Genomic DNA, 12,791 nt, shown 5'->3' with positions numbered 1-12,791 from the left:
AGAATTAGATTCGGATCACGCAAACTTATTACCCTACGGCGTCAGGTCAGTTGCTGCACGATAGCTACCGTCCATATAGAAAGGTACCGAAGCGTGGTCATGGGAAATTAACCACTGCCCATGGATTTTTCGCAACGCCCAAGTGGTGCGCAGCCATATTTCCTGGTGCTCACCCCGTTGGGTGCCATGCATCTTGCTTAACGCAGTAGCGACCGCAAGATTCTCATCAATGGTAATGTCAAAATCCTGCATATCCATCCCTAATGGTCCGTCCCAGGTTGCAAGCCATTGCTCCAGGGTCTTTGTATCCAGCCCCCGGTGGAACAATGGCGGGGCTAAATCGTAAATAACAGCATCGCGCGTATATGCAGATACAATTCCATCGGCATTATGGGTGGCATAGGCGCGGTGTAATTGCTCGAACAACGCATCAATCTTCACTCTGTCAGATTGAAAAATGTTTTTTGATACAGAGAGGCTCATAATAATTCTCCTCTGGTAATTAAGAGTTGCTTGCCCGCTGGTATTTTACAAATCCAGGCTTCCTTCCACAGAATCATCCATTTGTTTTCCAGTGGCGGCACCAATTAGCATTTTTGCACCCGCCACAATATTTCCATGCCTGGTATTCCAGTAATAACCTTCTACGGGCGTCACTTTAATTGCGGTAATGCGCGGATCATCCTTACCTTCAGTAAACCAGGTTTTTAATAATGGCTCCCACAATTCGGAAATTTTTTCGCGATCCCGGGAGATAGATGCATGGCCATTCAGTTCAAGGAAATAGGAGTGCGACGACGCTTGAAAATACAAACGAACACGTGGATCAATTTTTACTTCATCATTTTTGTGGCTATCAATAGGGCTTAAAAACCACAGGTTTCCTGCGTCATCAACCTGGCGCACCGCCATTGGCCGTGCACCGCTGGAATCGCCCACGGTCACTGCCGTACAGAAAAAACAACTTTCGGTTTTATCAACCACATCCTTTATTTTCTGAATCGCCTCCTGGCCATGTAAATTGTCGCGATTACTCTCATCGTTGCTTGAGTCATCGTTGTTTGAGTCATCGTTGTTTGAAGCCATGGAATACTCCTCATACAAAGCAATCTACCTGTTTAAATTGTGGACAATCTATCCAGCGCTCAAGTTCCCTGTACATACGTCCTGTGGAGCCTGGCGAAATACAGGACAAATCACAAATAAATACGAGGGATCTCCGCATTGCGTTACACTCCATGCGAGATACGAGAGGAAATAATCATGATTTACCAAGGCAGCTGCCATTGCGGCACAATAAAATTTGAAGTGGAAGCGCCAGAATCGGTGGAGGTTGAAAATTGCAATTGTTCTATTTGCAATATGACAGGATTCTTACATTTAATTGTGCCACTACGCGATTTCCGCTTAATAAGCGGCGAGGAAAACCTCACTACCTATACATTCAACACTGGTGTAGCAAAGCATAAATTTTGCAAAACCTGCGGAATAAAACCCTTTTATGTACCGCGCTCAAACCCTGATGGTATGGATATAAATTTACGTTGCCTAACGCCACAACCGGCATCAGTAACGATAGTAAATTTTGACGGCCAGAATTGGGAACAGCACGCCCACACCATCGCCCATAAAAGCCTCTAGCCACGCTGCTATAAAACAAATTAAGCCCGTATGGGAGGAAACGAAATACGGGCAAGTGATGGATAAACAAAAATTTCCCGCGTGCGTTTCACCATGCGGGCCAGGTCCAGAACTTAATGAATAGGGAAGCGTCTACTGAAATAGCTACATTGAAAAGGAGACTATTTTATGGCACTTCCTGATACAACACATCGCGTTGCTTTACATACATCCGGGGAAACAAATCAGCGAATAGCAGAGGCTACCCAGCGCTCTATTGCTTATTACCGCAACCACCCCGTTGAAATTCCTGCCCGCTTGAAAAAGCTCGATAGGGAATGGGACATTGAACGCGTACTGGAAACCAATGCATCTACATTAATTGTTATTTCGTGCATCTTCGGTTTCATTGTACATAAATTATTTTTTATTATTCCCTTACTGGTAGGCGCGTTCTTGTTACAACATGCATTACAAGGCTGGTGCCCACCCCCTGCCGATAATGCGCAGGCTAGGGTTCCGCACTTCATCAGAAATCGAAATCGAACGCAAAGCGTTGGAAAAGATGATTCATCGCCCCGATGCAAGTCTCTTCTAATCCGATAAAAATACCCGCTAAAAAAATAATCGCCGCGCTCAACGATCCACAGAAAAGTGCGCAGGCGATTAATCTCGTTTATGTTCAGGATAGCCAGGCAGGAATCAGCCGAATAAAAAGGGGCAACGGGTTTTGTTATTACCTTGGCAAAAAAGAACTACGTAATAAAGCAATATTAGACCGAATAAAAAAACTGGTTATTCCACCAGCGTGGAAAAATGTCTGGATTTGCCAACACGAAAATGGGCATCTGCAAGCTACCGGTGTAGATACATTGAATCGCAAACAATACCGTTATCATAATTTATGGAATAGTTTTCGTAACACCACCAAATTTTATCGCCTCTACGATTTCGGCAAAACAGTCCCAGCCATTCGCCAGCAGGTTAAAAAAGACTTGGAAAAACCCGGTTTGCCGGTAGAAAAAGTCTTGGCCGCAGTGGTTTACCTGATGGAACAAACCAGTATTCGCGTAGGTAATAGCAGCTATGAAAAATTGTACGGCTCAGTGGGGCTAACAACACTGAAGGACAAACATACCACTATCAACGGCGACCATATCCGGTTTGTCTTCAAAGGAAAAAAAGGAGTCGCCCACAATATCAGTTTAAAAAATAAAAAATTAGCCAGGATTATCAAACAATGCCGCGACATACCCGGCAAAGAGCTATTCCAGTATTACGATGAGGATGGCAATCACAAGGCGATTGATTCAGGCATGGTTAACGATTATTTAAAATCGATTACCGGCAAGGATTTCACCACTAAAGATTTTCGTACCTGGATTGGCACAGTCAAAGCCCTGGGTGCGTTTCAGGCACTGGCAGTGGCAGAAACAAAAACGCAACTAAAACAGAACATTATTAATGTGTTGGATGAAGTAGCAGCGCATCTTGGTAATACGCGCGCTGTTTGCAAAAAATATTATGTACATCCTGTCATCCTGGAATTATGTGAAAGCAATAAGCTCCATGAATATTTTTCAAAGTCTACCAATATAAAAAAATCGCTTGGCAAGCTGCGCCTTATGCAAGAAGAAAAATTACTCCTGCATATTATTGAGCAGCAACAACCTTCCGTGTCAGTTCATCGTTGATCTACATTATCAACAATTACATTCCAATGAAGCGAGAAGAAATAGCAGGAAAACTTACCCGTAAGGCCTAAGCCATATTGTGCTTTAAAACGGCCAGGTATTTAAAACCGCCAAACAATCGCGCGGACCAGTAAAGGGGATAACGATGGTAGACCCTTACACCTTCCAGTTTCATCGCACGCAAAAAAGCAGCATCTGCTATTTTGCGCTCATAGCCCTCGATGTATAAAACATGATGGAAAATAGCTGCCACGATTGTACGCTGGTTTATCCATTTCTTTATTAAAGGAAAATCATAGGTTATTGCACTAAATTCCACGCTAAAACCTTTGGGAACTTCAGCGATAACCCATTGGCTTTTTAACTCGACACAGTAGCGTGTTTTTTCGGTGGCCAGCCATGTGTCATCTTTTTGAAATGCAGAGGCCGGTGGAATCATCTCAGCCAATTCAATTTTCTTCATGGAAACTTGCGATTCGGAAATCATTCTTATCATGATAAATATTCCAGTAATTGGCTTCCAGAGTTATCGAATTTACGTTTCATTGAAAATTTTTCACGCTAATACAATCGCGATTTGCAGCCAAATTCGCCGTTTATAACGTTTTTTCTGTTGTTACGGATATAAAAATGGCGCGACTTAATAAATAAAGTTTTAATAAACCGGATTTAGCAGCTTTACCCTATTGATGAGGAGGACAGAGCATAAAATAAGCCAACATTCGAAGGCTCAGCCAAAAAGTGAAGTGGTGTTCACGGAAAGGATTGATGTAGTGCTGGCTTTATCGCGGAAAAAAACAATAAAGCCATAAAATGCAAAAGAAGTGGGTGGATGGAAATAATTCAGGGAATCGATGGGTACGCGATGACCGGATTCCTTATTTTTCAACCCGGCGGTTGCCCGTAATCATCGACAGCGGAAGATTTTCCTTTAAGCGATAACTCTCAAACAATGCCGCACTTATATGTACGAGTACCAGAGCCAATAATGAATTGGCGATCCAGTCATGCAAATTATTCACCCAATCCTCACCCCAAAAATAATCGATCTCACTCATCATAAAACCGGTGATACCAAGCAATAATATGCATAACATCATTAAAATCATTACCAATCCGCCCAAGGGCGAGTGCCCGCGCCGATGATAGTGTTCGCCCTTCACCAACGCAGTGATGTGTTGTGCAAGGTTGGCACGGGTCGGAAAAAAATCAGACCAACGTGCCGCACCTTTACCGAAAAATCCCCACAAGAACCGCACCAGCAACCAGGCTACTGCGATATAGCCTAACCACTGGTGCCAATCATCACCGGCCTCGTTAAAAAAATAATTGGCGACAAAAATAGCCGCAATAGACCAATGGAAAATCCGGATTAGCGGGTCCCATAATTTTTCGGTGTGCACGGGAATTACTCTTTGACTTCTTCTTTAACCGGTTTGCCGGACACCGGATCAAAATAAATTTCTACTTTTTTCTTATCTTTATTCCAGCCATAGATTTCGTAGCAATTGCCGTCCGTGACCTTGAATACTTTGATCTCATACCCCTGGGCTTTCAAATCTTCCTGGAATTTGGCTTTATCCAGCCACGTGGCACTATCAGTAGTCGTGCACTCAGGGCCAGCCAAAACACCTGAGCTATATAGAGATACCACAGCAAGCAATAGTAAATTACGCATAGTGAGTTTCCTTGATAGTATGAAGTTAATCGATTTCTTGACTTACGCCACCCACATCAATGATATTTTGATGCCTGCGCATAACCAGAATGATTAACCCCGGATTGTATAGGGCATTATGTCCTTATTCTGTCCGCGCCATTTTGTACGCGCCACAGTCACTACACCTGCCGTTAAACATTCGCCCTATGGATCTACACCCCATGAAATTACTTATCGTCGAAGACAATCAAAATTTAGTAGCAAATTTATTTGATTACTTCGAAGGTAAGGGACATATCCTGGATGCAGCACCTGATGGGCTGGTGGGAAAATGGCTCGCAACAACCCAACATTACGATGGCATTATCCTGGACTGGAACCTTCCCAAACTGGATGGTTTTCAATTATTGAAAGAATTGCGCGAAGAATATCACTGCGATACGCCAATCATTATGTTAACGGCGCGCGATGAATTACCCGATAAAATTTGCGGCTTTAAAGCCGGTGCTGATGATTACCTGACCAAACCATTCGAATTGCAGGAACTGGAAGTTCGCCTTGAAGCGTTAATGGCGCGCAGCAAACGTACAACAACGACAAAAGTATTGGAAATTGCAGATCTCAGTTTTGACCTGTCCACCATGGAAGTCACACGCGCTGGCCAAACAATAAATCTCTATCCAATCTATAAAAAATTATTGCGGACATTGATGGAAGCGAGCCCATCAATTGTCAGCCACAGCCAACTGGGTGAATGCATTTGGGGTGATAGCCCGCCGGAAAGTGACCGGTTGCGGGCGTATATTCACGATCTACGCCGTAAAATTGATGCACCTTTTTCCAACAAGCTTATTCATACGCTCCCCCGTGTCGGTTACCGTCTGGCGGAATTATGAAATTGGATTTTTTATCGCGCAAACTACACCAACGCCGCAGTTTGCGCAGCAGGATAGTCCTGGGTTTAATCAGTTATCTCGCCATCTTGACACTCGGTATCCTAGCAAACGATTTTGTGGTTAATGAGCGCGCGGAAGAACTGGTGTGGAATTCGTCATTAAATAGCGAAATGGATTACCTGATTAAACGCCGTGCCAGTGATCCACACTACGAATGGCCAAACAATGATGCAATTGCGATGTTTATCCTGGATCCGCGCAATGAACATCATGCCTCCCTGAATAAACTCACACCCGGGCTATACGACGAATTTATTTTTGAAGGGAAAATGCAGGTTATTATGATCAGGGAAGTTGAAGGAAAAAAAATCGCCTTACTCATTCACATAGATGACCTGGAAAAAAACGAGCAACAAGTACAAAACACCGTCTACCTTATGGCGGGAACAGTGAGTTTTATCTTATGCATATTTATTGCCTGGGCATCGGGATGGCTAGTCAGGCCATTAAAAGATGTTGCCCGGCAAATCCAGGAATTAACACCGGACAAAAAAAACCAGAAAATACATGTCCCGCAAAATTCAACCATCGAATTGGAAATCATTGCCGATGCAATGAATATGTATCTCGGAAAAAATGAACGTTTTATCGAACGGGAACGCGATTTTATTAATATGGCAAGCCACGAATTACGCACACCATTGTCAGTTATCGATGGCGTGGTAAAGCTGTCCCTCGACGATAACAGCTTATCAGACACCACCAGGAATCGCCTGTTTCGCATTCAGGATGCCATTGGCAATGTGAATGAAATGATTACCTTGCTATTAGTGCTGGCGAAGGATCCTGCACGCGTACAGGAAAGCAGTGAACTAATTTTCCTCGATAAAGTATTAATAGAAATAGCTGGCGAATATGCGTTTTTTGCAACAAATAAAAACGTGAATATAGTACTGGCAGCAATGCCGGCCGTAGAAATTTTTGCACCGTTGCAAATGGTAAAGTGTGCACTTGGAAACCTGCTGCGCAATGCCATTGAACATTCACATGGCGGTGAGATTTTTATTCTGCTGGAACAAAACTCAACGGTCACTATCAAGAATAGAAACAACGAGCTGACAATGAAGGAAATCAGTGAACTTTATAGTCGCCTTGCCAGGAAACAGGGGCGCAATGGCGGGGGATTGGGGCTGGAGTTGATCGGCAGGCTTTGTACGCACTGCAACTGGAATCTATCCTTTACCACCGATACTGAAACAGTCTCTTTTTCGATTACATTTTCTTAACAACATCAAATACATATCTACCTGGTTTACAGGCCTATCGAGCGCAGGCTTAGGGTTCTCGCTGGTAAATACCGTATTTTTCAGAAATGACTTTATAACGGGAAACCAGTGACATTATTTCCAGTGGATATTCACCGGCAACCATCAGCATGCCAAATACCGGCTGGCTATCATAAAAGACTTTTAGTGCGCGATGCCGCAGATACAAAGTGAAATCCGATAGTCCACCGCAGCAAACAATTGCTTCGAACTCATTAAATGATGCGTCAGTGCCCAGGTTGTATTGCATCCAACTGATATTGCGCCCCAACTCCGGGTTAAACAAAAATACATCGCCGATTCGGGTGCAATAGCTTGCCAATGTACCGGTGCCACCAGCTTCATAATAATTTTTTTCGTAGTGTGCAAACAATTCTGCCGAAAATTTTCCTTGTTGTGCTTCGGCGAGAAGGCTGGCATTGGGGCCAGTTACATATAAATCTGTTTTGTGGTGCAGGTTTTCTTCCAGCAAAAGAATTGCCAGGCCAAAAACATCTTCTGCAGCCACACATTCTGCGATCCAGATTTTAGGGGCCGGATAAGAGCGCAACCAGGGAACCATCAATTTGCGCATTTTCAATAGTTGCTCCGGCTGGGCAAATAAAGCGGAAGAACGCGCATCCAGCGCGCACAACAACGGCTCGATAAAAGAATTATCATGGAGGATTTTATCTTGTAATGCCGATAGCGTAGCAATGGAATGGATATCCATAAAAGCGCGCAACTTGGGGCGAATAATGTCCTTGTTGTGATGGCGAAAATCATTGCCGAAGCGTTGGAAGATCGCCTCCAATAATAAATTGATTTCCAACGCCTCAAGCGCTTTCGCGAATCCCATAAATTAATGCAACCATACGCGCATTAGCGATAATAATTGCGGGATATCAACGGGCTTGGTGATGTAATCCGACGCCCCCGCTGCGATACATTTATCCCGATCACCTTTCATCGCCTTGGCGGTGAGTGTAATAATTGGCAAGGATTTAAAACGCGGGATATGGCGGATTGCGCGCATGGTATCGTAGCCATCCATTTCCGGCATCATGATATCCATCAACACAATTTCGATTTCAGGGTCTTTTTCAAGCACTTCAATTCCATCGCGCCCGTTTTCAGCAAACAACACTTTCATATTTTGCCGTTCCAGCACGGAACTTAACGCAAAAATATTGCGCAAGTCGTCGTCGACAATTAATACTTTTCTGCCGGCCAGACCGCTATCGGCATCACGAATGGCTTCTATCATCCGGCGCTGTGGTTCAGGCATACTGGCATGGGCGCGGTGTAAAAACAATGAGGTTTCATTGAGCAGGCGTTCGGGCGAACGCGCATCTTTAACAACAATGGTTTTGCCTACGCGTTTTAATTTGGTGATTTCTTTACGGCTAAGATCTTTTGCGGTGTATACCACAACCGGGACATCGCGCATTGCATCGTGTTTGGCCATGCTGTCAATCACATCGAAACCACTCATGTCCGGCAAGGTTAAATCAAGCACCACACAATCAAAATGGGTTGAGGACAATGCATTAAGGGCATCAGCACCGTTGCCTACTGCAATGATACTGACATCGCCGGTACCGATCAGTTCGACAATGTTATTGCGTTGCACCTCATCATCTTCCACTACCAGCAAGTTACGTTTTTCGCGGTGTAAATAGCGCTGGATACGCAAGAATTCCTCTTGCAACCGCTCATTAGTGACCGGCTCGGAAATATAAGATGTTGCACCAAGGCTAATAGCTTTTTGACGTTCATCATCCTGTAACGCGAGTTCAGCGGCAGGTGATGTTGAAATCGCATGGACCGGGATATGGCGCGTCGCCGGGTCGCGCTTCAACCGTTCCAGAATGATAAAACCGTCGGCATCATTTAATTGCAATTTTAATAAAATTGCGGAAGGTAAATAATCGCGCGCCAATGTCAAAACCGCATCGCCTGTTAAGGTCACAATCCCTTTGAAGTTTTGCTCGCGTGCGGCTTGCAATAATAATCGCGCGCGCGCTTCATCATCTTCTACAATCAGCACCGCCGGATCACCTTCAGCGGTAAGCGCACGATCATCAAAACCATCTTCAGAATTTACGCCCGCGAGCACAGCAGTATTTTTTTGTTCAATGGATTCAGCATCGGCAACCGGTTGGGTTTTAGCAGTACGCGCGTAAATCACATTCGGTGGCAGCGCGGGCACATGCAATGAATTGGACATTGCAGTGAGCGGGTTCAAGCCTGTTCCGCGCTGGTACGGCAGGAACAATGTAAAGGTACTGCCGCTGTCCACTTCACTTTCCACACGGATTTCACCACCGAGCAATCGCGCCAGTTCACGGCTGATGGATAATCCCAAACCGGTGCCGCCATAACGACGCGCGGTACTGCCATCCGCTTGCTGGAAGGCTTCAAAAATTAATTGCAGTTTATCGGCCGCGATACCGACACCGGAATCGCTTACGGCAAACCCGAGCACTGCGTCAGCTTGCGATAGTGTGGGGTGATCAACCGTCCAACCGGTATGGATCAAACTGATGCTCAGGGTTACGCGGCCACGCGATGTAAACTTGAACGCGTTGGACAATAAATTTTTAAGGATTTGTTGCAAGCGCGTGGTGTCAGTTTTCAGCGATTGGGGCAATGAGGGGTCAAGTTCAATGGAGAACTCGAGTTGTTTCGCTTCAGCCATATGGCGGAAGGTGCGCTCCACATAATTGCGAATGGCCTGGAAGCGATATTCACTGATTTCCAGGGTAACGGTTCCCGACTCGATTTTGGACAGATCGAGGATGTCATTAATCAGCGTTAATAAATCGCTGCCGGACCCGTGGATAGTACGCGCGTATTCCACCTGTTTATCAGACAGGTTGCCGTTGGGGTTATCGCTCAATTGCTGCGCGAGAATCAGTAAACTGTTTAACGGTGTGCGCAATTCATGCGACATGTTCGCAAGGAATTCAGATTTATATTTGGAAGAGAGCGCAAGCTGGCTGGCTTTTTCTTCCAGTTCCATTTTCGCTTGTTCCACTTCGGTATTTTTGCGCTCCACTTCGATATTTTGTTCTGATAACAAACGCGCTTTTTCCGCGAGTTCCTGGTTGGTTTGTTGTAATTCCTGCGCGAGTGATTGCGATTGGGTCAACAAACTTTCCGTGCGGCTGTTAGTTTCGATGGTATTCAAAACCACACCAATGGATTCCATCAATTGATCGAGGAATGACAAATGGGTTTCGGTAAAAAGATCAAGTGACGCAATCTCGATGACGGCTTTCACTTGCTGTTCAAACAGGATTGGCAGAATCACAATATTGTTGGGCGCTGCCGAACCCAACCCGGACGATACGCGAATGTAATCGCTGGGCACATCGGTTAACCAGATACGCGCTTTTTCTTTCGCGCATTGTCCGACCAAACCTTCACCGGGTAAAAACGATGTGGGTAATTTCTGATTAAAACGATAACCGTAGCTGGCGATCATATGCAGGCGCGAATCTTTGTTATGCGCATCCATCATGTAAAACATGCCGTGATGCGCGCTCACCAGCGGCGCTAACTCGGACAGTATTAATGAAGTTACGGTTTCCAATTCGCGTTGGCCTTGCAACAAGCGCGTGAAGCGCGCGAGGTTGGTTTTGAGCCAATCTTGCTGCGCATTTTTTTGCGTGGTTTCTTTAAGGTTGCGGATCATCTCGTTGATGTTGTCTTTCAGATCCGACACTTCACCGCGCGCTTCCACTTGAATCGAACGCGACAAGTCACCGCGCGTTACTGCCGTTGCCACTTCCGCAATTGCGCGCACTTGCGTGGAAAGGTTTGCCGCGAGTTGGTTTACGTTTTCGGTTAAATCTTTCCAGGTTCCCGCTGCGCCCGGCACGCTCGCTTGTCCACCGAGTTTTCCTTCCACCCCCACTTCACGCGCTACAGTTGTTGCCTGGTCGGCAAATACCGCGAGCGTATCTGTCATTTCGTTAATGGTATTTGCAAGCGCTGCAATTTCACCTTGTGCAGCTACCGTTAGTTTTTTCTTGAGATCGCCATTCGCTACCGCAGTTACAACCCCGGCGATACCACGCACCTGTGCTGTCAGGTTGGCAGCCATAAAGTTTACGTTATCGGTAAGGTCTTTCCAGGTTCCCGCCGCACCTTCCACTTGTGCCTGGCCACCGAGCTTTCCTTCGGTTCCCACTTCCCGCGCAACACGGGTTACTTCTGATGCGAATGATGACAATTGGTCCACCATCACGTTGATGGTGTCTTTCAATTGCAGGATTTCGCCTTTTACATCCACAGTAATTTTTTTAGAGAGATCACCGTTTGCTACCGCTGTCGTTACCGCCGCGATATTGCGCACCTGGTCCGTCAGGTTGGAAGCCATGAAGTTCACATTATCGGTGAGATCCTTCCAGGTGCCTGATGCACCCGGCACATTTGCCTGACCACCGAGGCGGCCTTCAGTACCTACCTCACGCGCTACACGTGTCACCTCTGATGCAAATGAACGCAGCTGATCCACCATGGTGTTAATAGTGTCTTTTAATTGCAGGATTTCACCTTTTGCATCCGCAGAAATTTTCTTGGAGAGGTCGCCGTTCGCCACTGCGGTGGTCACGTCAGCGATGTTACGCACTTGCGAGGTGAGGTTGCCGGCCATGGAGTTTACCGAGTCGGTCAAATCCTTCCAGGTTCCAGCAACACCCGATACGTTGGCTTGCCCACCGAGCTTTCCTTCGGTTCCCACTTCGCGCGCAACGCGCGTTACCTCCGAGGCAAATGATGAAAGCTGGTCCACCATCACGTTGATAGTGTCTTTTAATTCGAGAATTTCGCCTTTCGCATCCGCGGTGATTTTTTTCGACAAGTCGCCACGCGCTACCGCCGTGGTTACGTCGGCAATATTTCTGACCTGGCCGGTCAGGTTGGATGCCATGAAATTCACGTTATCGGTGAGGTCTTTCCAGGTACCGCCCACCCCTTTTACTTGCGCCTGTCCGCCGAGTTTTCCTTCCGTTCCCACTTCACGCGCTACACGCGTTACTTCCGATGCAAACGAGTTGAGCTGGTCCACCATCACGTTGATGGTATTTTTTAATTCGAAGATTTCGCCTTTTACATCAACCGTAATTTTTTTGGAGAGGTCACCATTTGCCACCGCCGTGGTTACTTCAGCGATGTTGCGCACCTGATCGGTGAGATTACCGGCCATGGAATTCACCGAGTCGGTCAAATCTTTCCACGTCCCTGCGACCCCGGATACGTTTGCTTGCCCGCCCAACTTTCCTTCTGTTCCCACCTCCCGCGCCACGCGGGTTACTTCCGACGCAAATGATGAAAGCTGATCCACCATCACGTTGATGGTGTCTTTCAATTCAAGGATTTCACCTTTTACATCCACGGTGATTTTTTTTGATAGATCACCGCGCGCTACCGCTGTGGTTACATCGGCAATATTTCTTACCTGGCCAGTCAGGTTCGATGCCATGAAGTTCACGTTATCGGTAAGGTCTTTCCAGGTACCCCCCACACCTTTTACCTGTGCCTGCCCGCCAAGTTTTCCTTCTGTTCCCACCTCCCTCGCCACGCGCGTTACTTCTGACGCGAATGAGTT

General features: G+C 46.1%; 12 protein-coding genes. 5 read left to right on the top strand and 7 right to left on the bottom strand.

All coding sequences use genetic code 11. The features are described 5' to 3' along the window. Positions 1-33 precede the first annotated feature (33 nt). Both A596_RS17500 and A596_RS17495 read right to left on the bottom strand, forming a co-directional pair. Positions 34-483 carry a YybH family protein gene (locus tag A596_RS17500; protein ID WP_039917225.1) on the bottom strand — a complete coding sequence of 150 codons (450 nt, stop codon included), beginning with the start codon at positions 481-483 and terminating at the stop codon, positions 34-36. A gap of 45 nt (positions 484-528) precedes the next feature. Then, the gene (locus A596_RS17495) at positions 529-1,086 is read right to left on the bottom strand and encodes a pyridoxamine 5'-phosphate oxidase family protein (protein ID WP_039917224.1); all 558 of its coding nucleotides are present in this window, start codon (positions 1,084-1,086) and stop codon (positions 529-531) included. Positions 1,087-1,263: 177 nt separating this feature from the next. On the opposite strand from A596_RS17495, the gene A596_RS17490 reads away from it, so the two are divergent. From A596_RS17490 to A596_RS17480, 3 genes are all read left to right on the top strand, one after another. Continuing rightward, entirely contained in the window at positions 1,264-1,641 is a 378-nt protein-coding gene (locus tag A596_RS17490) for a GFA family protein (RefSeq protein WP_039917222.1), read from the top strand. 168 nt (positions 1,642-1,809) lie between these two features. Then, on the top strand, positions 1,810-2,226 hold the full coding sequence (locus A596_RS17485; protein ID WP_200882962.1) for a hypothetical protein: 417 nt from the start codon (positions 1,810-1,812) through the stop codon (positions 2,224-2,226). Beyond that, a complete protein-coding gene (locus A596_RS17480) occupies positions 2,202-3,314 on the top strand; it encodes a DNA topoisomerase IB (RefSeq protein WP_039917220.1) in 1,113 nt (370 codons plus the stop codon). Before A596_RS17485 ends, A596_RS17480 begins: the two co-directional genes overlap by 25 nt. 67 nt (positions 3,315-3,381) lie before the next feature. Here A596_RS17480 and A596_RS17475 read toward each other — a convergent pair whose 3' ends face one another. The 3 genes from A596_RS17475 to A596_RS17465 all read right to left on the bottom strand — a co-directional run bounded on the left by A596_RS17475 (position 3,382) and on the right by A596_RS17465 (position 4,992). Then, positions 3,382-3,777: a DUF1353 domain-containing protein gene (locus A596_RS17475; protein ID WP_160280170.1), complete on the bottom strand. Its 396-nt coding sequence runs from the start codon at positions 3,775-3,777 to the stop codon at positions 3,382-3,384. Positions 3,778-4,192: 415 nt separating this feature from the next. Then, on the bottom strand, positions 4,193-4,717 hold the full coding sequence (locus A596_RS17470; protein ID WP_235425771.1) for a cytochrome b/b6 domain-containing protein: 525 nt from the start codon (positions 4,715-4,717) through the stop codon (positions 4,193-4,195). Between the two features lie 5 nt (positions 4,718-4,722). Further along, positions 4,723-4,992 carry a PepSY domain-containing protein gene (locus A596_RS17465; protein ID WP_039917215.1) on the bottom strand — a complete coding sequence of 90 codons (270 nt, stop codon included), beginning with the start codon at positions 4,990-4,992 and terminating at the stop codon, positions 4,723-4,725. A gap of 203 nt (positions 4,993-5,195) precedes the next feature. Between A596_RS17465 and A596_RS17460 the strand changes: the two genes are divergently transcribed. Then, on the top strand, positions 5,196-5,870 hold the full coding sequence (locus A596_RS17460; protein WP_039917214.1) for a response regulator transcription factor: 675 nt from the start codon (positions 5,196-5,198) through the stop codon (positions 5,868-5,870). After that, on the top strand, positions 5,867-7,156 hold the full coding sequence (locus A596_RS17455; RefSeq protein WP_052417639.1) for a sensor histidine kinase: 1,290 nt from the start codon (positions 5,867-5,869) through the stop codon (positions 7,154-7,156). The genes A596_RS17460 and A596_RS17455 overlap by 4 nt, the downstream gene beginning before the upstream one ends. Positions 7,157-7,205: 49 nt before the next feature. Here A596_RS17455 and A596_RS17450 read toward each other — a convergent pair whose 3' ends face one another. Together A596_RS17450 and A596_RS22280 are read right to left on the bottom strand one after the other, a co-directional pair. After that, positions 7,206-8,033: a CheR family methyltransferase gene (locus tag A596_RS17450; protein ID WP_052417638.1), complete on the bottom strand. Its 828-nt coding sequence runs from the start codon at positions 8,031-8,033 to the stop codon at positions 7,206-7,208. Positions 8,034-8,036: 3 nt separating this feature from the next. Further along, positions 8,037-12,752 (bottom strand): HAMP domain-containing protein, encoded by a 4,716-nt coding sequence (locus tag A596_RS22280; protein ID WP_235425770.1) that lies wholly within the window; start codon positions 12,750-12,752, stop codon positions 8,037-8,039. Between the last annotated feature and the right edge of the window lie 39 nt (positions 12,753-12,791).

It is taken from the genome of Cellvibrio mixtus subsp. mixtus J3-8 (genome assembly GCF_000766945.1).
In the GTDB taxonomy this organism is placed as follows: Bacteria; Pseudomonadota; Gammaproteobacteria; order Pseudomonadales; family Cellvibrionaceae; genus Cellvibrio; species Cellvibrio mixtus_A.
Note: the sequence above shows the minus strand (reverse complement) of the source record. Positions and strands in the feature narration are given on the sequence as shown.